16 protein-coding genes are annotated in these 23421 nt (G+C 62.6%); 9 read left to right on the forward strand and 7 right to left on the reverse strand.

Features of this window, described 5'->3' with window-relative positions; translation table 11 throughout:
* Window positions 1–26: 26 nt before the first annotated feature.
* Window positions 27–2969: a hypothetical protein gene (locus BEN48_RS04090; RefSeq protein ID WP_241502166.1), complete on the reverse strand. Its 2943-nt coding sequence runs from the start codon at window positions 2967–2969 to the stop codon at window positions 27–29.
* A gap of 216 nt (window positions 2970–3185) precedes the next feature.
* Here BEN48_RS04090 and BEN48_RS04095 point away from each other — a divergent pair, with 216 nt between their 5' ends.
* Window positions 3186–3737, forward strand: a complete 552-nt coding sequence (locus tag BEN48_RS04095; protein WP_070733192.1) for a YceI family protein — start codon at window positions 3186–3188, stop codon at window positions 3735–3737.
* 141 nt (window positions 3738–3878) lie between these two features.
* Here the strand turns inward: BEN48_RS04095 and BEN48_RS04100 are convergent, their stop codons facing one another.
* Complete coding sequence (locus BEN48_RS04100; RefSeq protein ID WP_070733235.1) at window positions 3879–4277, reverse strand: hypothetical protein; 399 nt, start codon at window positions 4275–4277, stop codon at window positions 3879–3881.
* A 137-nt stretch (window positions 4278–4414) separates the two neighbouring features.
* Between BEN48_RS04100 and BEN48_RS18600 the strand changes: the two genes are divergently transcribed.
* The 4 genes from BEN48_RS18600 (at window position 4415) to BEN48_RS04115 (ending at window position 11802) form a co-directional block, all read left to right on the forward strand.
* A complete protein-coding gene (locus BEN48_RS18600) occupies window positions 4415–5005 on the forward strand; it encodes a hypothetical protein (RefSeq protein ID WP_206599818.1) in 591 nt (196 codons plus the stop codon).
* Window positions 4971–9635, forward strand: coding sequence for a PAS domain-containing protein (locus BEN48_RS04105; protein ID WP_070733195.1), 4665 nt, complete (start codon window positions 4971–4973; stop codon window positions 9633–9635). Before BEN48_RS18600 ends, BEN48_RS04105 begins: the two co-directional genes overlap by 35 nt.
* 39 nt (window positions 9636–9674) lie before the next feature.
* A complete protein-coding gene (locus BEN48_RS04110) occupies window positions 9675–10868 on the forward strand; it encodes a methionine aminotransferase (RefSeq protein WP_070733237.1) in 1194 nt (397 codons plus the stop codon).
* 148 nt (window positions 10869–11016) lie between these two features.
* The gene (locus BEN48_RS04115) at window positions 11017–11802 is read left to right on the forward strand and encodes an amidohydrolase (RefSeq protein ID WP_070733239.1); all 786 of its coding nucleotides are present in this window, start codon (window positions 11017–11019) and stop codon (window positions 11800–11802) included.
* Between the two features lie 207 nt (window positions 11803–12009).
* Here BEN48_RS04115 and BEN48_RS04120 read toward each other — a convergent pair whose 3' ends face one another.
* Entirely contained in the window at window positions 12010–12189 is a 180-nt protein-coding gene (locus BEN48_RS04120) for a hypothetical protein (RefSeq protein ID WP_070733197.1), read from the reverse strand.
* A gap of 643 nt (window positions 12190–12832) precedes the next feature.
* Window positions 12833–15127: a T9SS type A sorting domain-containing protein gene (locus BEN48_RS04125; protein ID WP_125932463.1), complete on the reverse strand. Its 2295-nt coding sequence runs from the start codon at window positions 15125–15127 to the stop codon at window positions 12833–12835.
* Window positions 15128–15237: 110 nt separating this feature from the next.
* Here BEN48_RS04125 and BEN48_RS04130 point away from each other — a divergent pair, with 110 nt between their 5' ends.
* Entirely contained in the window at window positions 15238–16533 is a 1296-nt protein-coding gene (locus BEN48_RS04130; RefSeq protein ID WP_070733202.1) for a UDP-N-acetylmuramoyl-tripeptide--D-alanyl-D-alanine ligase, read from the forward strand.
* Between the two features lie 9 nt (window positions 16534–16542).
* Here the strand turns inward: BEN48_RS04130 and rfbC are convergent, their stop codons facing one another.
* Complete coding sequence (gene rfbC, locus BEN48_RS04135) at window positions 16543–17091, reverse strand: dTDP-4-dehydrorhamnose 3,5-epimerase (protein ID WP_070733204.1); 549 nt, start codon at window positions 17089–17091, stop codon at window positions 16543–16545.
* Between the two features lie 43 nt (window positions 17092–17134).
* Entirely contained in the window at window positions 17135–18253 is a 1119-nt protein-coding gene (locus BEN48_RS04140; RefSeq protein WP_070733206.1) for a glycosyltransferase family 4 protein, read from the reverse strand.
* Window positions 18254–18398: 145 nt separating this feature from the next.
* On the opposite strand from BEN48_RS04140, the gene BEN48_RS04145 reads away from it, so the two are divergent.
* The 3 genes from BEN48_RS04145 to BEN48_RS04155 all read left to right on the forward strand — a co-directional run bounded on the left by BEN48_RS04145 (window position 18399) and on the right by BEN48_RS04155 (window position 21328).
* Window positions 18399–18695 (forward strand): c-type cytochrome, encoded by a 297-nt coding sequence (locus BEN48_RS04145; protein ID WP_070733208.1) that lies wholly within the window; start codon window positions 18399–18401, stop codon window positions 18693–18695.
* Window positions 18696–18755: 60 nt separating this feature from the next.
* Complete coding sequence (gene hflX / locus BEN48_RS04150) at window positions 18756–20069, forward strand: GTPase HflX (protein WP_083320741.1); 1314 nt, start codon at window positions 18756–18758, stop codon at window positions 20067–20069.
* A gap of 119 nt (window positions 20070–20188) precedes the next feature.
* Window positions 20189–21328, forward strand: a complete 1140-nt coding sequence (locus BEN48_RS04155; RefSeq protein ID WP_125932464.1) for a DUF6268 family outer membrane beta-barrel protein — start codon at window positions 20189–20191, stop codon at window positions 21326–21328.
* Here the strand turns inward: BEN48_RS04155 and ppk1 are convergent.
* On the reverse strand, window positions 21325–23388 hold the full coding sequence (gene ppk1 / locus BEN48_RS04160) for a polyphosphate kinase 1 (RefSeq protein WP_241502167.1): 2064 nt from the start codon (window positions 23386–23388) through the stop codon (window positions 21325–21327). The two genes, BEN48_RS04155 and ppk1, sit on opposite strands and share 4 nt — an antisense overlap.
* Between the last annotated feature and the right edge of the window lie 33 nt (window positions 23389–23421).

Genomic DNA, 23421 nt, shown 5'->3' on the forward strand with positions numbered 1-23421 from the left:
CCCTTTTTCTTTGTATTCTCTCCAAATCAGAGTCGAATATCAAAGGCCAGCGGTTCGAACACTACCTGGCGGAGCCGGGTGTTGTAGACCACCCGCGCGCCGGCTTCGAAAGGCGTACGCAGACGCAGGACGTTGAATTGCACCAGCAAGTCTAGGCCCACGTTCTGGTAGTTGCGCACGGCGCCGCCTCTGCCATCCACGGCGAGGTTGGTGCCACGGGCCACGTCGGCGAACGCGGTGGCGCGCAGGCGCTGCACGTACAGCCAGCGGCCCAGTTCCCAATGCGTGAACGCCAGCGGCAGGCTGTAGTCCAGGCTGGCTGCCTGAAGTCGGTCGAAGCTCACGTAGCTCTGGCCCCGCGGGAACGACACAGCTGGTGCAAACTGATATTCGGCCTGGTGCTGACGCTGGTAGCTGCCGCGCAGCCGCAGGGCGTGGTGGCGGCCCAGGCCAGGTAAGAACACGCTGCCCTGCGCGCCCCACTGCGTGGCGTCGAGTCCCTGCCCGAAGGGGGTGGTGCGCCACGTTCCCAGGAAGGAGCCACCCCACCGCGGGGCCACGTCCCGCGCGCTGCGCCGAAGCTGCGAGGCGTAGCCAACAATGCTTTGAATGGCATTCAAGGGGGTATTAGGGCCCGTTTCGGTGCGGCGGCGCACCGGCAAATCGTAGTCGTACACCTGCTCGTGCAGGAAAGAGGTGCCCACCGAAAGGCCCTGGAAAAATTTGGAATGCGTGAGGTTCAGGGGTAAGCGTACACCGGCTTTCAGGCGCGTGTAGCGCCACTGGTCGCGGTACACCACGTTTTGGAAAAGTATGGCAGCATCGCGCCCGCCGTAAGTCACGTCCACGTCCAGCACCGGGTACCAGGCCTGGTAGCTGAGCGCGCCAATCACGCTGGCGGTGCGTTCCACCTGGTCGTAGCCGATGCCGGCAAAAACTTGGGTGGTATTGAGCAAGTCCTGCGACCGCAGCCCCAGGCTCACGGTATTGCCCTGCGGGCTTTGCACCAGCCCGTAGCTAAACACGTTGAACGCGTGCCGCAACGGCGAATACTGCCGCACGCCGTAGCGAAGCCCCGCCGAGTCTTGAGCTGCAGGCGGGCGCGACAGCAATTGGCCGGCGGGCTCCTGGGCCGTGAGCGCGGCGGCGTAGGGCCCCGGAATATCGGCCGTGGCAGTTGGGACCGGTACCCAGGCCGTGGAATCCAGGGGCATTTCAACCACCCGCGCCCCGGTGGCGCGGGCGTCGTGGAAGGCCAGCGAGCGGCCGTCGGGCGACACGGCGGCGTGGTAGGCCCCCAGGGGCCGCGAGGTCACGCGGTAAGTCTGGCCGGTGCGGGCGCTCACAGCGTAGAGATTATCCACGCCCGACTGGGAGGAGTTGTAGAGCACAAAGCCGCGCCAGGGCAGTGGGTTGGCCAGGTTCACATTGGCCACGGGCAGCAGCGCGCGGGATGTGGCCGTGCCAGGGCCCGGCCCGGCAGGGTCGATGACGACAATGGTTTTGCCGGCGGCACTCAGCGTCACGGCCACCACGCGGCGGCCATCGGGGTGCCAGCGGGGCTGCTGGTAGAAGTCGTTTGGCGGGTTGGGCAGGGTTTGGATTTCGGCGCCGGTGCGGGCGTCGAGCAGCACCAGCGCGTGACGGTAGCTGGCATCGGTGCGCACGGCTACCAGGCGCTGGCCATCGGGCGAGAGGGCGGCGGCGCTGTACCGGCCGCCCCTGCCCAAGCGGGCCAGCCGGCCGGTGGCCAGGTCCAGCACTTTCAGCTCCGAGGCAACTTGCTGGCCCCAGCGGGCATCCTGCTGGAACTCCGGCCACACGGCTTTGCCACTGTTCACAGACAGCATTTCCGGCATGTTGAGCTGCCCGGGCACAAACACCGTGCGCTCGGCGCCGCGACGGCTCAGGAGCACGAACTGCGGAATGTGGCCCAGCCCGCTCTTCAGGGCCAGCACCGTGCTGTCGGAGACGTACTGCGGGTATTCGTAGCGGGTGAGAACCGCTTCGGTGGCTGCCACGGCCAGCTCCCGGACAGGCGTGGTGGCGGGCAGGGCAGCCTGCTGTGCCCGCCAGTTGGAATCCACCTCCGTCATAGTGCGCTGGTAGAGCTGCTCCACCGTGAGGCCCGTGGTGCGCCGGATGCCGTTGGAGAACGAGAACGGATAGAACGGAAAGCGGTAGTATTTATCCAGGGATTTGGCCCACACATCGGGGCCGTAGTGCGTTTTCAGGTACGACGTCATGAAGTAGCCCAGCACGTACCAGTTCGGCACCTGGTCGCGCAGGGAACCGTTCACGGCTTTCTGGTAGCTGTAGCGGCGGCCGGCCAGCAGGTTGCCCCGCAGCCCCACGTTGAAGCTGGGAATGCGCCCGCGCCCGCTGCGCGTGAGGGCCGTTTCGGCACCCACGGCGTCGCCTTCAAAGAACCACTGCGGCACGCCTACCGCCGCAATGCCCAAGGCACCATCGCCCAGCAGCGGGTTCAGCAGCCGGCCGATGCCCTGGCGCGCTTTATCAAACTGCCCCACGTGCCGGAATTCGTGCACGGCCAACTGGTCGAGCCAGTCCACGGTGCCCAGATCGAGGCCCTGCTGGGGCGTGGTAAAAAACTCGGCGTGCCGGGGCAAAAACGTCACAAAGCCGTTGCTGACCGTGGTTTGATTTTGCAGTACCACCCCAATGCGCTTCGGCACCACGCCCAGCGTGGCCACGCCCGGCCCGTGCAGCTGCTCGAGCCTCGCCGCCGTGCGCCGCGCGGCCGAGTCGAGGGTGCCGGCGTAAATCACCCGGAAATGCGGCGTGTACACTTCCTGCCAGCGCAAGGCAGGCCGGTTCTGGGACAGCACGGGCAGGCTTTGGGCTTGAGCCCGGCTGAGGCTGAATAGGCCCAACAGCCCGCATAGCAACAAACAACGCATGTATTTCTTGGAGAAGGCGAAGGGAAAACTGCCCTTAAAGAACGGCATGCGGAGCTTGCCGAACCGTGGATTGATGAGCACTGCACCACGGCATCAATAGCAGCCCCTCCATCACACCAGGTTCTACCACGTTTTTATGGCTGTTCCGCAACCACCGACGGCAACAAAACATGGTGTGAGCAAGAAAAAATAAATCATGTACAAACATTTAATGTTGGTACATGTATTATATTTGCATTCTAAATTCACTTCAACCTCATCCTCATGTCAGAAACCGCCACCGCCGCCGCTACTAAATGGGTTCTCGACCCTACCCACTCCGAAGTGCTGTTCAAAATCAAGCACTTGGTTATCTCCACCGTTACTGGTTCGTTCAAGTCCTTTCAGGGCACGATGCAGAGCGCCGGAGACGAAGCCTTTGAAAATGCGCAGCTCGAGTTTTCGCTCGACGTGGACAGCATCGACACCAACCAGGAGCAGCGCGACGGCCACCTGAAGAGCGACGAGTTTTTTGACGTTGCCCAGTACCCGACCATCATGTTTGAGTCGACGGCTTTCGTTAAAAAGGGCGATTCCTTCCAGGTAACCGGCAACCTCACCATGAAAGACGTGACCAAGCCCGTGACCCTGGAGGCCGAATACGGCGGCTCGGCCGTCGATTTTTACGGCAACCACAAGGCGGGTTTTGAAGTGACTGGCAAAATCAACCGCAAGGAATTCGGCCTCACCTGGGGCGCCGTCACCGAAGCCGGCTCCATTGTGTTGGGCGACGACGTGAAGCTGATTGCCAACGTACAGTTTACCAAGCAGGCCTAAACGTCCCTATTTGACACACGAAAGGCGGCGGCTCCAGTGGAGCCGCCGCCTTTTTTCTGCTGTTTGACCCGCGTGGTTAGACGCGTGCGCGTCTACATCTTCATTCAACCAGCTTGAGCATAACAATTTACTATCCAGCCACTACACTTGACTAAGCCAAGCCTTTGCGGTTTTAATGTCGTCGAAGGTGGCTACCACGGGGGTGGCAGACGTGAACTGCAGGGTGAGGTCCGTAGAGAGCCGACTGTAGACATTGGGCGAGTACACCCAGGCAAAGTATTCGAGCCCAAGAGCTATCATGGCCGGAAACCATTCGGTACCACCCCACTCAGCGGCTTCGCTCCACATGCTGGTTACCAGCGTGTTGTCATTCAACACCTTGTGGCAGTGGTGTATCGGCAGCAACCGCATCAGCTCTATGGCGCCTTGCTGCACGCTCTTCATGTCCTGATTTCCGCGCCATTCGGCGTATAACCACTCGTTTTGATGGTCGTAAGCAATAGTGACGTAGGAAGTTTCAAATAGCGTTTGTAGTAACATAGCATCATATAAGGCAGTGCGGAACGTTACGATTAATACGTAGACAAGGATACAATGAAGGCCCAGGCGCAAGCCAGACATGTCCTAACCGATGTTTAATCAAGGTTTACACCTAGGAATAAATACGGATTCAATCAGTGCGGATTCAGCGCATAGCGCTTATAGCGGTACCAGCTGGCCGGGCAGATAAGCTGAGCTTCGCCCGCACGCTGCTGCTTGTGATTGTGCGCGAAATGCAGGCTAGCGCCGCGGAATATGGTGCGGCATTGGCCGGCTGCCGGCGCACCGACGCACAGGTGTCGCCGGTAGCGTTCTGTTTTCAGAATGCATTGTTTACGGTGCTATTTCCGCCTTGCATCTTTCATGAAAACCCGATTGAAATTCTTTGCTGGCCTTGGCCTGTTGGCCTTCGTGTTTGCCGGCAGCGGCTTTCGACGGAGGCAGCACCTATTATAAATTTTTGGTCGTTAGAAATTTACCACAAGGGCCACCGCCTGCATCCCAAAAACCCCTACATCAATAACTTGCTGAACATAAAAGCCGAGCATGTGCAGACGGCATTTGCCAGCGAGCTGAAGAGCCCACGCCAACGTTTTTTTGCTCGGCTCCGTGCGGCGCAGGCGAGTACAAGTACTAGAGTATCTTTGGAAACGCTGGCCGCCTGCGGCCGCTCCTCTTGCTGTCTTTGCCCGTATGCTGGTTTCTACCCTGCTCACCCCCGATTTTGAACTGCTCTTTGCGGCCTTGCCCGCGCCTTTTGCGGCCCTGGCATCCGATGGCACCATACTGGCGCTAAACACCGCAATGGCCGCCCTTTTGCCCCCGGCCACCGCGGCCAGCCTGCGGGGCCAGCCCGCAGACGCGCTTCGTGCCGCGCTGGTGGCCTCGGGCGGGGTGCTGCCCGCCGCCACGCCGTGGGCCACGGGCCTGCAGGCGGCCCAAACCGGCGTGCTGCGGGTGCTGCCCCCCGACTGGGCCCTGGCGCCGGCTGCCGGAGCCGCCACCTTCTGGGAAGCCACCATGCAGCCCGTGAGAGCGCCTGCCCCGGCGGGCCACGCCACGGGAGAGCTGCGCTACCTCCTGCTGCGCCTGCTGAACGTGGACGAGCAGCACCGCAACCAGGCCCTGCTGCTGGCCCAGCAGCAGCGCACCCAGCGCATTCTGGACAACCTGCCCCTGACCATTAGCACCATGGAAGGGCCCGATTTGCGGTTTACGTTCCTGTCGGCGCGGGCCCGGGCATCAATGGGACCCCGGGTGGCGCTGGGCCGCAGTGTGGCCGAGACCCTGCCGGAAATAGCCGCCCAGGGCTACCTGCAGACGTTGGAAAACGTGCGCGACAGCGGCCAGCCCGTTTTTGGGCACGAAGAACGGTCCGAAGTGCAGGACCCCGCCACCGGCGAGCTGCGTGAGCAATACAACAGCTTCGGCTACCTGCCCCTGCCCGGCGAGGAAGGCACCGGCGTGCTTGCCTACGGACTCGACGTGACCGAGCAGGTGCAGGCCCGCCTGCGCAACGAGGCCCTGCAGACCGAAGCCCGCGCCGCCGACCAGCGCCTGCGTCACGTCACGGAAAGCCTGCCGTCCATCACCTTCATCGTCGACCAGGAAGGCGAGCTGGTTTACGTCAGCCCGCACTGGTACACGTACACCGGCTCCCAGCCGGCCGACTTACGGAAGGAATGGCCCGAACGCCTGCATCCCGACGACCGTGCCCGGGTGTGGGAGCTCTACCAGGCAGCCCTGCGCCAGGGCACCTCCTGGCGCTACGAGGTGCGCCTGCGCAGCCACGACGGCGCGTACCGCTGGTTTATGAGCCAGGGCGTGCCCGAACCCCTGGAAGAAGCCCAGGCGGCGGGCCGCTCCCGGCAGTGGTTTGGCTCCAACCTCGACGTGCACGAGCTGCGCGAAACCCAGCGCCTGCTGGAGGTCAAGGACCAGCAGCTCAGCCAGATTCTCAGCCATAGCCCGGCCCTGATTGCCACCGTAGCCGGCCCCGACCACCGCTTTACCTTTGTGAATGCGGCCTACAGCGAGCTGATGAGCAACCGGGCGCGGGTGGGCCAGCCAGCCGCCCAGTGCCTGCCCGAAGTAGCCGAGCAGGGTTTTGTGAAGTTGCTCGAAACCGTGTATCAGTCGGGCAAGCCGTTTGTGGGCCGGGCCACGCCCATTGATGTGCAGGACGGCCCCGGCGACCGCCGCCGCCGCCTCTACCTCGACTTTTCGTATGTGCCGATGCACGACGACCAGGGCCAGATTGTGAGCATTCTGGCGTTTGGGGTAGACGTGACCCAGCAAGTGCTGGCCCGCCAGCAAACCGAGGTGCTGCAGGGCCAGGTGCGCGCCGCCGACACCCGCCTGCGCCGCCAGGCCGAAGTGCTGCCCATCATCACCTTCACCACCGACGCCACGGGCCGCACCACCTACATGAGCCCGCAGTGGTACGCCTTTACAGGGCAGCAGCCCGGCGGCCCCTGGGAGGAAGTGGATGCCGAGTGGGCCGACCGCCTGCACCCCGACGACCGCGAGAACGCGCAAGTCCAGATTAAGGACAGCATCGATTTTGCTCGTTTGGGACGCGTGGAAGTGCGGCTGCGCGGCGCCAACGGCCAGTACCGCTGGTTCCTCACCGAGGCCGTGCCGGAGCTGAACGCCGGTGGCCAGCTGCGCCAGCGCTACGGCTTCATGCTGGACGTGCACGAGCTGCGCACCGCCCAGCGCCGCCTCGAAGACAAGGACCGCCAGCTGAGCCAGATTCTGGAGCAGGCACCCGCCTACATTGCCACCCTGGAGGGCCCGGAGCACCGCTACACGTTCTTCAACCCCGGCTACGCCAGGCTCCTGAACTACCGCCCCCGCCTGGGCGAGACCGTGGCGCAGGCGCTGCCCGAAATAGCGGAGCAGGGCTTAATAAAGCGCCTCGACCGCGTGTACCGGACTGGCGAAACCTACGTGGGCCAGGAGCTACCCATTCGCCTGCAAAACACGGCCCGGGAGTTGGGCCCTGAACGGTACTACGACGTAACGTACACCGCCCTGCGCGATAGCCAGAACCAGGTAGCCAGCGTGCTCAGCTTTGTGCTGGATGTGACGGACCGGGTGCACAACCGCCAGCAGGCCGAGGAGCTGGCCGCCGAGATGCGCCGCCGCGACGAGCAGGTGCGCGCCATTACGGCGGCCATGCCGGTGTTCATCTTCAACTTCAGCCCCGACGGCCACATCACCTACACCAATCCGTACTTCTACGAGTACACGGGGCTGAACCCGGCTGGCCCGCTGGAGGAGGCGTGGGACGTGCTCACGCCCGAAGACCGGACGCGGGTGAGCGAGGTGGCCATGGCCGCCATGGCGGCCGGCGAACCCTGGCAAGCCACCTTCCGGTGCCGGCGCCACGACGGCGAGCTGCGCTGGTTCCAGTCCAAATCGCAGCCGTACTACGATGCCGATGGAAAGCTGGCCGGCTTCAGCGCGGCCACCATCAACATCCACGAACTGCTTGAACGCACCGAGGAGCTGGCCCGCAGCCGGGCCGACTTTGCCGCCCTGGCCGATAACATTGCCCAGCTGGCCTGGATGGCCGATGCCACGGGGTATATTTTCTGGTACAACCAGCAGTGGTACGACTACACGGGCACAACGCTGGAGCAGGTGCAGGGCTCGGGGTGGATGCAGACGCACGACCCCGCGCTGGTAGAGGCCGTAAACGCCCGGTATTCCAGGTGCATTGAAACCGGCGAGCCCTGGGAAGACACCTTTCCCATTCGGGGGGCCGACGGCGAGTACCGCTGGTTCCTGAGCCGGGCCCGGCCCATTCGCGACGAGGCCACCGGCAACGTGGTGCGCTGGTTTGGCACCAACACCGACGTGACCGAGCTGCAGCAGCTCCAAACCCGGCTGGAAGCCAGCGAGGAGGAGCTGCGCATTCAGGCCGAAAGCATTCCGCAGCAGGTGTGGACGGCCCAGCCCGACGGTACCGTGGACTTTTTCAACCACCGCACGGCCGCGTACGTGGGCGAGCCGATGGAGAAAAACGGGGCGGCGCACTGGCTCAGCTTTGTGCACCCCGACGACCACCTGCTCATGCAGGAGCGCTGGGAACAGGCCATTGCCAGCCAGCGCTACTACGAGGTCGAGTTCCGCTTCCGGCGCTACGACGGCGAGTACCGCTGGTTTTTGGGGCAGGCCCAGGCCCGCCGCGCGCCCGGCGGCCAGGTAGAGAAATGGTACGGCACCAGCACCGACGTGCACCAGCAGCGCGTGCTGCAGGAGCAGCTGCTCACGAGCCAGGCCCGGTTCCAGCAGCTGCTCGAAACCCTGCCGCAAATGGCCTGGACCTCGCGGCCCGATGGCAGCGTGAGCTACTACAACCAGCGCTGGTACGACTTCACGGGCGGCACCTTCGAGCAGCTGCAGGACTGGGGCTGGGAGCGGTTCATTCACCCCGATGACCTGCCCAACACCCTGCGGCGCTGGCGGCACAGCATCGCCACCGGCGAGTCGTTTGAGGCGGAGCACCGCTGGCGCGACCTGCAGGGCCAGTACCGCTGGTTTCTGGCCCGCGCCGAGGCCTTGCGCGACACCACCGGCGCCGTGGCGGTGTGGGTGGGCGCCAATACCGACGTGCACGAGTTCAAGCAGGTGCAGCAGCAGCTGGAGGCCCAGAATGCCCGGCTGATGCGCACCAACGAAGACCTGGACAGCTTCGTGTACACGGCCTCGCACGACCTCAAGCAACCCATCAACAACATGGCGGGCATTTTTGAGGAGCTCACCCGCACGGCCTACTTCCGCGACCCCGACGCCATCAAGCTCATCGGCTACTTTGAGCGGGCGCTGGGACAGATTTTCAAGACCATCGACGACCTGAGCGCCATTGTGCAGGGCCAGCGCCAGCAGGCGGAAGTGCCGGCCGAAGAAGTAGCCCTGGCCCCGCTGGTTGCTGAAGTTATTAGCAGTCTGCAAGACCAGGTAATGCTGTGCGAGGCCGAGTTTCAGCTTGATTTTGCTACCTGCCCGGTGCTCACCTTCGTGCGCCCCAACCTGCAGAGCCTGTTCTTCAACCTCATCAGCAACTCGCTGAAGTACGCTGCGCCCGACCGCCAAACCCTCATCCGCATCAGCTGCAGCCCCGATGTGGTGAGCGGCCGTCCAGTGCTCACCGTGCAGGACAACGGCCTTGGTATCGACCTGGAGCGGTTTGGCCCGCAGCTGTATCAGCTTTTCCGCCGCTTCCACACGCACGTGGAGGGCACGGGCGTGGGGCTGTACCTTGTGAACCGCATCGTGCAGGGCCACGGCGGCCGGCTGGAAGTGAGCAGCACCGTGGGCGTAGGCACCACGTTTCAGATTTACCTGTAGCGCGTTTTTAGATTGCATTAAAAGACCGTCATGCTGAGCATGACGGCCTGCTTATTCCGTTTACACTCCACTCCTTTCCGCGTGCTCCTTTCCAAACTTCCCGACGTCGGCGTTAGCATTTTTACCCAAATGACCCTGCTGGCGCAGGAAACCGGGGCCATCAACCTGGCGCAGGGCTTTCCCGACTACGACCCGCCACAGGAGCTGTTGGAGGCCCTGGCCCGCCACGCCCTCACCCCCGGCCACCACCAGTACGCGCCCATGCCGGGACTGCCGCGCCTGCGCGAGGCCATTTCCACCCAGGTGGGCCGCCTGCACGCCAATGCCCCAGCACCCGACCCGGCCACGGAAATTACCGTGACAGCTGGTGCTACCGAGGCGCTGTACGCGGTGCTGGCGGCCGTGGTGCGCCCCGGCGACGAAGTGCTGGTGTTTGAGCCCGCCTATGATTTGTACGGGCCGGCCATCCGGCTGCAGGGCGGCGTGCCGCGCTACGTGCGCCTGCCCGCCCCGCACTTCCGGCCCGACTGGGACGCCGTGCGCCGGGTGGTGTCGCCCCGCACCCGCCTGGTGATGATAAACACGCCCCACAACCCCAGCGGCGCCATTTTCACAGCCGACGACTGGAACGAGCTGGCCCGCCTGCTGGCCGGCACCGACGCCATGGTGCTGAGCGACGAGGTGTACGAGCACCTCGTGTTTGACGGGGCGCCGCGCCTGAGCGCCCGGCAGCACCCGGAGCTACGGGAGCGCAGCTTCGTGCTCTCTTCCTTCGGCAAAACTTACCACGCCACCGGCTGGAAGGTGGGCTACTGCATTGCCCCGCCCGCCCTCAGCGCCGAGGTGCGGCGCGTGCACCAGTTCCTGACCTTTGCCGTGAGCACCCCCACCCAGCACGCCCTGGCCGACGTGCTCACGGCCGATACCACCGATGCCCACGCCCACGGCCTGGCCGGCTTTTACCAGCAGAAGCGCGACGAGTTTCGCGGCCTGCTGGCCGGCCAGGGCTGGGACCTGCTGCCCGTGCCCGGCGGCTACTTTCAGCTGGCCCGCTACGATGCCTTCTCGCCGGCCACCGACCTGGCTTTCGCGCAATTTCTGGCCCGCGAGAAAGGCGTGGCCGTGGTACCGGTTTCCGCCTTCTACCACGACGGATTTGATGACGGGCTGATTCGTTTTTGCTTCGCGAAACACGGCGAAACCCTGGCGGCGGCGGCGGCGCGCTTGCGGTAGCCAGTTCTTAACAACGGAATATAAATCGTTTGTCATCCTGAGCGGAGCGAAGGACCTTATCACGAATGGTATTTTATTGAACGAGCGTAGTTCAGGAGCGATAAGGTCCTTCGCTCCGCTCAGGATGACAGACAGCCCCAAATCTCCCATGTCCGACTTCACCGTATCCTTCATCCAGACGGAGCTGCACTGGCACGATGCCGCCGCCAACCGCGCCGCTTTTGCGCAGCAACTGGCGCAGCTCGCCGGGCCGACTGACCTCATCGTATTGCCCGAGATGTTCACCACCGGCTTCAGCATGGAAGCCGCCGCGCAAGCCGAAACCATGGACGGCCCCACCGTGGCGTGGCTGCGCGCCCAAGCCGCCGCTCACAATGCCGTGGTCACCGGCAGCGTCATCATTCAGGAAAACGGCCACTACCACAACCGCCTGCTGTGGGTGCGCCCCGATGGCAGCCTGAGCAGCTACGACAAGCGCCACCTCTTCACGCTGGCCGGCGAGCAGCACGTGTACACCCCCGGCAGCGCCCGCCTGGTGGAGGAATGGCGCGGCTGGCGCATCTGCCCGCTGGTGTGTTACGACCTGCGCTTTCCCGTCTGGAGCCGCAACCAGCCCGTAGCGCCCTACGACCTGCTGCTGTACGTAGCCAACTGGCCCGCCGTGCGCCGCATGGCCTGGATGACCTTGCTCCGTGCCCGCGCCATCGAAAACGTGGCCTGCGCCCTGGGAGTCAACCGCATTGGCCGCGACGCTCTGGGGCATGACTATGCCGGCGACTCGGCCCTTATTGATGCGCGCGGCAATTATTTAGTGGAAGCCGCTGACCAACCAGGTGTGTTCACTCATATCCTACGCCGAGACGAATTGGAAGACTTTCGGGCCAAGTTTGCAGCCCTGAATGACGGCGACGCTTTTGACTTGATTGGTGCATAGGCGTCTTTCTGGTCACTTCCGCTGGCAGCATGTTCACCTAGCGAACCAGGCCATCAGATTACCTAGTGGCGTGAGAAATCATAAAATCGAAAAATTCATCAGATTGAACGTATAGAATATCTACCGTTTTCCTGAACAGGTTTGGGCGGCTTATCTAGAAGACACTCACCGTATCTTCATTAGGCGGAGCCCATCTCTGACTTGCCCTCAAAAAGCAGCGAGCACCACGACAATGGTTAGGAAAATAAAGAACGCGAAGGCGTTGTACATGAAATCGTCCTGCAGCAAGCTGGCATAGGACTTTTTGCCGCCGTGCAACACCCAGCGAATGCCGACTCCCGGGTAGGAAAACAACACCTCTATCACTAGTTCAACGAGGGTATCCATTACGGTGAAGGCTTTTGGTTTGTGCGGCCTTTCAGGCCCCGTCGCCTTTGGCCGGGCAGTTCGAAGGTAAGGCAGGGGTCACATTCCAAACCACGAAAGAATTTAACGCTCCTTCAACTGAACGGCACGCGTTCAACGAAGTACCATTTAACTAGAGTTGCCGCAGAGTACTGTTAAGGTTGGCCCACGGAACGGGAAGCGTTGCGTTTTCCGCCCAAGCACGGGACGCCGAGCACAGACGAGTCGCTAGGAAATCCCTCGCTTCCGTTGCTTTTCTGCACGCCTGCTCCTTCCCATCCATGCCCCGATGAGCGCTAGCAACCCAACGTTGGTCAGGGCAGCCACTGCAAAAAACCGGTCTGTTTCGGCAGGAATATTGTGTCCACTCCCATGATACAGGAGCCAAAGGAGTCCCAAACACACCAGAGAGAGGCATAAAAGCCCTAACAAGAAATACCTCATCCCGTCTTTTGCTTTTTAGGTAAATAAATCCTCCTTTCCTTAAACTATTGACGTGGCCTGTACGTGATGCAACAATTTAGCATTCCTGATGCGCTAGGAGTTTGGAGAACTCGTTCACCTTTCAAAGTTTAAGAAACTCAATTGAAGTATGAGTTTAGTGAACACCCCTCATGTTCATTTATCATTGCACCAACAGCCGCTGCACCGCAGCAGAGCCATCTGCTCCCTGGGCCCGTACCAAGTACACGCCGGAAGCTAGGCCATTCAAATCAAGGTTTTGGCGCCGCTGAGCAATAGCTGTCGTTCGCACTACGCGGCCAGACAAGTCGAGCACGCTTATGCGCGTGGGTTTGGCTGTTTCGACGGTAACCGTGGCCGTGGCAGGGTTTGGATAGATGCTTAAGGCCAAAGCACGGGCGGCGGGGGTTTGGGCAGCCGTGACGGTGCGGTTGCGGGTGCTGTAGGTGAGGATGCCGCCGGCCTGGGTGCCGATGAACAGCTCCGGAGCACCGTCGCCGTTCACATCGGCTGTGGCCAGGGCCGTGTGCGAGGCGTTTTCCCGGCCCAGCTGGGTGGTTTCATACTGGCCGCTGAGGGGGTTGTAGAGTATGTCGGTGCGCTCCGCGAAAATATTGGTCTGGGCGCGGTAATTGGAGAAGAAGCGCAGCAGGCCGCTGGCATCGGCGGTGAGCAGGTCGGGCTGGCCGTCGCCGTCCACATCGGCCACGCTGGCGCTCAGGTTGAATGGGCGCCCGCCCGTCGCCGTGCGAATGCGCCCAAAATCGTTGTCGACCAGCACAAACGCGTTGTCCAGCGTACCGCTGCCTCGGTTGCGGAAGTAGCGCAGGCTCATGCCGGGCTCGCGGGTTTCGTTGGTGCCGATGAGCAGGTCGACGTAACCGTCGTTGTCCACATCGGTGAAGGTGGGCATGTCGCCGCGGGCGTAGGGCAGCACGCCGGTAGTGGTGGCGCCCTGGGGATTCAGGCTCACCGCATTCGCCGCGTTGAAAGCTACTTGCTGGCCGGCTGCGGCCGTGTTCAGAATGTAATAGATGGCGTTGGTGGTCTTGTTCCAAGCGGCGTAGGCCAGGTCCAGCGCACCGTCGCGGTTCAGGTCCACCAGTACGGGCTTCAGGCCCTCCAGCCCCCTGGCCGACAGCCCCAGGTAGTCATCGGTCACGAAGCGAAAGACCGGCCGGGTGCGGGTGCCCACGTTGCGGTAGTAGGTGAGCGTGGCCCGGTATACGTTGCCCACGCGGTCGGCATGGTTACCAATGAGCAGGTCGGGCAGGCCGTCGCCGTCGAGGTCGCCGAGGGCGGGCGCGGCGCCTTCGCTCACGTCTATCATGTCGTTTTGCAGGAAGCCGGCCGGGCGGTAGGCGAAGGCCGGCGCGCCACTGGGGGCGGTGTTCTCAAACAGCTGCACGTGGTTGCGCAGGCTCACCTGGTCGGCAATGTTGTTGAGCATGTTGGGGGCCACCACCAGGTCGGGGCGGCCGTCGAAATTGGCATCAATGGAATAGCCGGCCGGAAAAACTGGCACCCGCACCGGCGTGGCCGCCGATGGAAAGCTCGCGCTGATGCCCGCCTGCGTGAGCACCGGCGCGGCGGCCGTGCCCTGGTTGAGCAGGCTCACCAGCTCGGGGCAGTTGTCGCGGCCGTCCAACAGGTCCTGGTCGCCATCGCCGTCCAGGTCGAGGAGCAGCAGGCTGTGGCCGCCGGTGTGCGCGGGCCGGGCCGCGAAGCACGGCTGGTTGTTGAACATGTAGCTGGCGCAGCCGCCGCAGGCCTGCAGCTTGCCCCAGTTGTCGGTAGCAATGCTGAAGGTGAGGGCACCGCCGCAGGTGCCCGGGCTGGTGTTGAGGTAAAGCTCGATGAACGACGCGCTGATGAAGTCGTAGGTCATGATGTCGAGCTTGCCGTCGCCGTTCACGTCCTGAATGGCCGGCAGGTTGTAGCCGCCCACCGTGAGGTTGGCCGTACCGGCAAACGAGCCGGAAAACCGAATTTGATTGGTAGCGAGCTGAAAGCTGGGCCGGCCATTGACCAGCACATTGCGAAACACCCGGATTTCACCCCCGTTTATATAGGTAAACAAGTCGGCGCGGCCGTCGCAGTCGTAGTCGCGCAACAGCGCCCAGCCCTGCAGGTCATTCGGGAAAACAGACTCGTACTCCGGGGCGTACTGCCAGCGGCGGCCGGCAGCAGTGCCCGGCGCGGCCACGCTGAGGAAGGTGTACACGCGGCTGCTTTCGTGGTCGAAGGCAAACAGGTCGTTCTGCCCGTCGTTGTTCAGGTCAATAGCACTGAACTGGGGCGTGTTGAAGCCCCCGGCCCACGCGTGCCGGAGCGTATCGACGCCCTGCACCACCTGGGCTACCGAGCGGTACTCAAACCCAAAGCCGGGGCCCGACTGCGCTTTTGCTTCCCCGGAAAACACCGCCAGCACCAACAACAACAGGATAAAACGAGTCATAAGCGCGCAGGAATAATGTGATTTAAGCCGGGTATTGAAAATGGGCTCAAAAATCAAGCCCACCTTTGCAACAAATTAAACCCGGTTTGCTCCTCCCGTTCCACTAATCTATGTTGCTCTACGCCCATTACCTGGCCGCTGGCGGCCACGTCAGCACCGATTCGCGTCAGCCCCAGCCCGGTACGCTGTTTTTCGCGTTGAACGGCCCCAGTTTTCGCGGGGCAGATTTTGCGCCGCAGGCCCTGGCGCAGGGCGCCCGGCACGCCGTAGTGGACGATGCCGACTTGGCGGCCACCAACCCCGCCCGCTACACCTTCGCGCCCGACCCGCTGCTGGCCCTGCAGGAGCTGGCCCGGCACCACCGCCAGCAGTTCAACATCCCGGTGCTGGCCGTGACCGGCTCCAACGGCAAAACCACCACCAAAGAGCTGCTGACGGCCGTGCTGGCGCAGCAATTCCAGGTACTGGCCACCATCGGCAACCTCAACAACCACATTGGCGTGCCCCTCACCCTGCTGCGCCTGCGCACTGGTCAGCACAACTTCGCCGTGATTGAGATGGGCGCCAACCACCGGGGCGAAATCGCGGCTTACTGCGAGTGGGCGCGCCCCACCCACGGTCTCATCACCAACATCGGCAAGGCCCACCTCGAAGGATTTGGCGGCGCTGAGGGCGTGGCCCTCGGCAAGGGGGAGCTATTTGACTACCTGGCCCGCACTGGCGGCACGGCATTCGTCAATACCCTCGACGCCAAGCTGCCCGGTTTGGCCGCAGCCGTTCCCACGCGCCTCACCTACCCCGGCGCGGCCGATGCCTACCCCGCCACCCTGCTCGCCGCCGACCCCGCCGTGGCCCTGCGCCTGGCCGATGGCACCAACATCGCCGCGCAGCTCACGGGCGATTACAACTTCCCCAACTTAGCCGCCGCCGCCGCCGTTGGCCTGCATTTTGGCGTCTCCGCCGACAAAGTGGCCACGGCCCTGGCGCGCTACAACCCCCAGAACAACCGCTCGCAGCTGATGCGCACGGCCGCCGGCAACGAGTTGGTGCTGGACGCCTATAATGCCAACCCCAGCAGCATGGCCGCCGCCCTGCGCAGCTTCGCGGGCCGCCCAGCAGTACCCGGCCAAACCAAACTGGTGGTCCTCGGCGACATGTTTGAGCTGGGCGAAGAAAGCGCGGCCGAGCATCGCCTCCTGGGCCAGCTTCTGGCGGAGCTGCAGCTACCCGCCGTGCTGCTCATTGGCCCGGAAATGGCCCAGGCCGCCGACGCCGCGAAGGTGCAGCACTTCACCACCAAAGCCGAGGCCGCCGAATGGCTGCGCCAGCACCCCGTGCGCGGGCAGCAGGTGCTGGTGAAAGGCAGCCGCGGCATGGCCCTGGAAACGCTGGTGGAGCTGCTGTAGGTTCTCTATTTAAAAAGGGCTGTCCAGCTCTGCCAGCGTGGGCAGGATGGCGTCTTTGGCCGAAACCAAGGGATTGTCAATATTCCAATTGATGCCCAGGGCCGGGTCGTTCCACAGCAGGCCACCTTCGGAAGCCGGGGCGTAGTAGTTGGAGCACTTGTATAGGAAAAGCGTGTTTTCTTCCAGCGCCACAAAGCCGTGCGCGAAGCCCACGGGAACGTAGAGAATGTTGCCTAGGGCCTCGCTCAGTTCCACGGTGGTGTGCTGGCCGTAGGTGGGCGAGTCCCGACGAATGTCAACTACCACGTCCAGGACGCGGCCCTGAGCCACGCGCACCAGCTTGGCCTGGGCGTGGGGCGGGCGCTGGAAGTGCAGGCCGCGCAACACGCCCGGCTGCGACTTGCTCTGGTTGTCCTGCACCCACTCGAGGTCGGCTGGCAGGCCAGCCTCCTGCATGAGCCGGGCGCTGAAGGTTTCGTAAAAAACGCCGCGCGGGTCGCCAAACAAGCGGGGGATGAATTCGACCACGCCGGCCAGTTTTTTGGGTATTACTTCCATTGCGGGCAAAATTACAGAATTGCGAGGCACATCGCCTTATGGTTTAGTTCCTTTTTCGCACGTTGCCCACGGCCGTCAGGTACTTATCCAGCACCAGCTTCTCGTCGAACTTCGTCTCGGCGAGGCGGCGGCTGTCCTGGCCCATTTGCAGCAAATCGACTTCTGACAGGCGCAGGACCTGCAGCATTTTAGCCGCCAGGTCGGGGCCGCTGCGCACCTGGCAGAGGTAGCCGTTGTGGCCATTTACCACGGTTTCGCGGCAGCCGGGTACGTCGGTGGTCACCAGGGGCTTGCCCACGGCGGCGGCTTCGAGCAGGGTTTTGGGCGTGCCTTCGCGGTAGCTGGGCAGCACCACGCAGTCGGCGCGGTGCAGGTGGGCGGCCACGTCGTCGGAGCGGCCCAGGTACTCAATGTCGCCGGTTTTGAGCCATTCTTCGAAGATGGCGCGGGGCACTCCTACGCCCCCGGCCTCGTCGAGGCCGCCGAGCAGCTGGATGCGGGTGCCTGGCACGGCCGCGCGGATAATTTTGGCGGCTTCAAAGTATTCCACCACGCCTTTCTCGTAGAGCACGCGCGCCACCATCAGGAACACAAACGGGGTTTGGCGGGCGTATTGCGGGGCGGGCCGAAACCGGTCGGTATCGACGCCCGAGCCGGGCAGCAGGTCGGTGATTTCGCGCCGAATCAGGTTGTTATCCAGAAAAAGCTGCCGGTCGTCGCTGTTCTGGAAAAACACTTTTTGCGGGAAGCGGAACGCGAATTTGTAGAGCCCCAGCGCCACCTTGCTCACGAAGTTTTTGATAATGAACACCGTGCCCAGGCCCGACACGTTGTTGATGCTGGGCACGCCGGCCAGCTGGGCCGCAATGCTGCCATAAATATTGGGCTTGATGGTGTAGTGCAGCACCACATCGGGCTTTTCGCGCCGGTAAATCTGGTAGAAGCGGCGCGTGAGGGCGGCGTCCTGCAGCGGGTTGGTGCCCTTGTTTTCCATCAAAATGGGCACGAAACGACAACCTAGCTCGGTTTCGAGGCGCGCGGAGTAGTCATCGGGCGGGGCAATGGCCAGCACTTCGTGGCCGGCCTTTTGCAAGGCCCGCACAAGGCTGGCACGGAAATTCCAGATGTTCCAGCTGGTATTGATGACGATGGCGACGCGCAAAGTGGGGAGGAAGAAAGGGTGAATGCAGAAATCAGGGCCAAAGGTCGGCCTTACGGATTTCCCTTTCGCACGTTCGCCCATTCACTGAAGTGTATTTCTCTTATTGTCCCGGTACTTTACGTTCCGTTTTCGTGTTGAATTCCTTATGAACCTTCGTATTCTCCCTGCTTTGCTGCTGCTGCCCGTGCTGGCCACGCCTGCCATTGCCCAGGCTCCGGTAACTCCAGGCCAGCTGCTGTACCAGAAAAATTGCACGCGCTGCCACGGCGCCAATGGCAAAAAAGGCGCCAGCGGTGCCCACGACCTCACCAAGAGCAACCTTAACGCTTTTGGACGCACTTACCTGGTAACCAATGGCATGGGTAAGATGCCCGCTTTTGGTAAAAAGCTTACGGCGGCCCAGGTGCAGCAGGTGGTGGCCTACTCCCTTACTTTGCGCTAAGCCAGCGCGGCACCGTTTTGTCCCGGCCTTGCGTAGGGACTTTGATTACTCAACGACAACATGGCAAATAAATCTTCCGGCGGCCGCAAGCCCGCCGCCAGCACCCGGCACTTCACCACCGACAACGCCAAGGCCGGCTACGTGGCCACCAAAACCGGCGGCGCCTACGCCACCGCCAAAGAGCAGGAAACTGCTGTGCTCGTGAGCGTGCCCCCACGCCGCCAGTCCGAAGCCCAGACCGCCGAGTACCTCGACGAGCTGGCTTTTCTGATTGAAACCGCCGGCGCCACCGCCACCAAGCGCTTTGTGCAGCGCCTCGAGAAGCCCGACATCCGGACGTATGTGGGCGAAGGCAAACTGGCCGAAATAAAGGCCTGGGTGCAGCACGAGGGCACCAGCATGGTGGTGTTCGACGACGACCTCTCGCCCTCGCAGCTGCGCAACCTGGAGGCCGAGCTGCTGGTAAAAATTGTGGACCGCTCGCTGCTCATTCTCGATATTTTCGCGTTGCGGGCCAAGTCGGCCACTTCGCGCACCCAAGTGGAACTGGCGCAGTACCAGTACCTGCTGCCCCGCCTCACCGGCCTCTGGACTCACCTGGACAAGCAGCGCGGCGGCGTGGGCATGAAGGGCCCGGGCGAAACCGAGATTGAGACGGACCGCCGCATTGTGCGCGACCGGATTGCCTTTCTCAAGGAAAAGCTGGAAGACCTGGACAAGCAGGCCCACACCCAGCGCAAAACCCGGAGCGGCAGCATTCGCGTGGCGCTGGTGGGCTACACCAACGTGGGCAAAAGCACCCTGATGAACGTGCTGGGCAAAGCCGACGTGTTTGCCGAAAACAAGCTGTTTGCCACCGTGGACGCCACCACGCGCAAAGTGGTGCTCGACCAAACGCCGTTTCTGTTGTCCGATACGGTTGGGTTTATTCGCAAGCTGCCCACCAAGCTCATCGACAGCTTTAAGAGCACACTTGATGAGATTCGCGAAGCCGACCTGTTGCTGCACGTGGTTGACATTTCCCACCCCGGCTTCGAGGAGCAGATTCAGGTGGTGAACGACACGCTGAACGACATTGGCGCGGCCGACAAGCCCATGCTGCTCGTATTCAACAAGATAGACCAGTACAAGCCCGATGATGCCGAGCTGGACCCGTTTGGAGAAGTGCTGGACGCCGAGAGCGACGGCACCGCCCCGCGCCCGCCGCTGGCGCAACTGCAAGCCACCTACATGGCCAAGCTGCACGACCCGGTGGTGTTCGTCTCGGCCCAGGAGCGCACCAACCTGGAAGAGCTCCGCGAGCTGCTGGGCAAGCGGGTGGCAGCCCTGCACCAGCAGCGCTACCCGTACCAGCAGCAGCAGGCAACGGAGTAGCGCATAGGGGAGCAAGTAGCAGCAACAATGGCTGGCGGGCGCCATCTTTGGTAGCCCGCCAGCCATTGTTGTGTTTTTCGCGTAAGGGCAGCATTGCCTCTTTTCTCCTGTCTTTTTCTATGGCCTTGTCTTTTGCTTTTCGTGTTGGTCTTTGCGCAGCCGCCTGTTTGGGTATTGGCCATGGGGCACTGGCCCAGGACCCAGGGCGACCACGGCTGTACCCGCCCGCTGCACCGCCCAAGCCCGACAGCACTACGGGCGACTTCAGCCAGCGGGCATTTGCCAACCCTTCGGTGCTGGGCATGGGCCCCAGCAAGGGCCTGATTGTGCGCTACGAGCGGATGCCGCGGTTTGGCGTGCAGTCCAACGCGCAGGTGGTAGGCATCAGCAATTACGCTGGCGAGGTGGACAAAAATGCCCGGCTCTCCATTAAAGGCTACATTCCGGCCTGGAACCGGCCGCACCTGAAGGTGGTAGTGGGCCTGGCCTACGAGCGCGAGGAGTTTCAGTTCAATGGCCCCGCCACTACCGATTACGAGTTGTACCGCAACATCGAAAACAAGGGCTTGAAGAGCATTGCCTCGCAGGTGGTGGTACTCCGGCCCATCGACGAAGTGCACTGGTACCTGGCCCGCGTGAAGGGTGAGCTCAGCGGCGACTACAATTCCTCCTCAGACCTCAGCACCTCCGATTACACCCGCTTTTCGGCTGAGGCGGTGTACGGCTGGAAACGCAACCCAAATTTTTCGTGGGGCCTGGGCTTTCAGTATGGTTATACCTTCGGACGGCTGAGTTTGTATCCGGCCGTGCTTTACAACCGCACGTTTAATAATCGATGGGGCGTGGAAGCCCTGTTCCCGGCGCGGGTCACGGCCCGCTACAACGCATCGGAGTCGTCTATTTTCTACGCGGGCTACACCGTGGACGGCTACAACTACATCGTCAAGCTGCGCAACGAGTTGGCACGCATCGGCCCCGATGGGGCGCCCATCGCCGACAAAAAGCCCCTGCGCACCCTCGAGCTACGCGAGACCGAGGTTAAGTTTCGGCTGCGCTGGGAGCGGGAGCTGCTGAGCTTTCTTTGGATGGGCGCCGAGGCCGGCTACCGCTACAACTACGCCTTCGACGCCTTTGATAAAACCAACGACGACCGCGAGAAAATCATCGACTCCAAGTTCAACGGCACACCCTACGCCAGCCTGGAGCTGTTCATCACGCCGCCGCGCAAGCTACTGGAGAAAGCGGGTGTGCGCCGCTAAGCGCGGCCGCGCCGCCTTTTGAGGCCTTTCAGCCAAGCGTAGGTGGCTTCCTGGGCCCGCAGGGGTTTTTCGCCTTCGGTGGGCAGAATGAAGTTATTCTCAAAATCACGGGCCTTCACGTTGTCATGCCGCTGCAGGTCGAGCAGGTGCCGCACTTCGGCCCGCAGCTCCTCGTTGAAGATAGGAAAGGCTACTTCCACGCGGCGGTCGAGGTTGCGGGTCATCCAGTCGGCTGATGATACGTAAACTTTCTCCTCGCCGCCGTGGGCGAAAACGTACACCCGGCTGTGCTCCAGAAAGCGGTCCACAAGGCCGCGCTGGCTGATGTTTTCGCTGAAGCCCGGCTGGCCGGGCACCAGGCAGCCAATGCCCCGCACAATGAGCTCGACGCGCACGCCGGCTTGGCTGGCTTCATAAAGCTTGGCAATCATGCCACGGTCTTCCACGGCATTCATTTTGAGAATGATATAGGCCTCTTTGCCTTTACGGGCCTGCTTGATTTCGTAGTCAACCAGCGCGTTGAGGCCGGGGCGCAGGCCAAATGGCGCTACCATCAGGTGTTCCAGCTCGGGGGTGGTTTGCTGGTCGCGCAAGTAGTCGAACACACTGCTGGCTTCGCGGGTCAGCCGCTCATCGGCCGTGAACAGGCCGTGGTCGGTGTAGACTTCGCTGGTGCTTTCGTTGAAGTTGCCGGTGCTGAAATAAGCGTACTGGCGGGTGGTTTCGTCGGCTTCGCGGCGGGCAATGAGCAGCAGCTTGCTGTGCACCTTGAGCTCGGGCGTGGTGAAAATGACATTGGCTCCGGCACGTTTCAGCTTATCGGCCCAAAACAAATTGGATTCCTCGTCGAAGCGGGCCTTGAGCTCCACCACCACCGTCACCTGCTTGCCGTGTTTGGCGGCTTTGAGCAAGGCCTTCACCACGGCGCTTTTGCTAGCCACGCGGTAGAGCGTGATGCTGATGGCCGACACGCGCGGGTCGGCAGCAGCTTCGCGCAGCAGACGGGTCACGTAGTCGAAGGACTGGTAGGGCGGGTGCAGCAGGTGGTCGCGCGTGGCAATGGCGGCCAGCAGGCTGCCCGTGCGCGGCAGCGTGGGGTGCGGCAGGGCCGGCCGGGGCGGGAAGTGAAAGTGAGCCTCTTCGAAGTGCGGAAAACCAAAAAAATCGCGAAAGTTGTGGTAGCGGCTTCCTTCCACCAGCGCCTCGTCGGTGATGCCGGTTTTTTGTTTGATGGCCCGTAGCGTTTCCGGGGGCATTTCGGGGTCGTAGAGCAGGCGGGCCGGAAAGCCGGTGGCCCGCTTGGCCAGGCTGCTGCGGATTTTTTCCATCAGGTCGCCCGACACTTCTTCTTCAATGTCCAGCTCGGCATCGCGCGAAAGCTTGATGGCACTCACCGCCACCTGCTGGTAGGCAGGAAACAGCTCGGCTGCGCCCACCCGAATTACGTCGTCCAGAAACAGCACATACCGCTCCTCGCCTTCGTCGGGCAGGCGCACAAAGCGGCCGCCGTGGCGCTTGGTGGGCAGCTCCATTACCAGCACCCGTTCCGCCTCGGCCTTGCCCTTGGGACTGCGCGGCTGGCTGAGAAAAAACGCCAGGTACACGGCCTGGTCTTTCAGAAACAGGTGGTGCAGGGTATCATCAAGCGCCACTGGCGAGAGCAGGTCGCGCACATTGTCCCGGAAATACTGGGCCGTCCACTCCCGTTGCGCAGGCGTCAGCTCCCCTTCGTTCACCAAATGAATGTGTTGGGCGTTGAGCTCGGGCAGTAGCTGCTCGCGGAACGTAACGCCGAAAGCTTGCTGCTGGGTCTTCACCTCGGCCAGCACCTCGCGCAGCTGGCGTTTGGGGCTTTCGCCCAGCTTGGCGCGGGTCTTTTTCTTCAGCTTCGTCAGCCGCCGCAGCGTGGCCACCCGCACCTTAAAGAACTCGTCCAGGTTGCTACTGAATATGGCCATGAATTTCAGGCGTTCCAGCAGCGGCACGGTGTGGCTTTGGGCTTCTTGCAGCACGCGGCCGTTGAAACGCAGCCAGCTCAGGTCTCGGGAAAGGGTTTCCAAAGGGAAGTAAAAATTAATGTGACGAGTTGGAGC

Origin of the sequence: Hymenobacter glacialis (genome assembly GCF_001816165.1) — a bacterium.
GTDB classification, from domain to species: domain Bacteria; phylum Bacteroidota; class Bacteroidia; order Cytophagales; family Hymenobacteraceae; genus Hymenobacter; species Hymenobacter glacialis.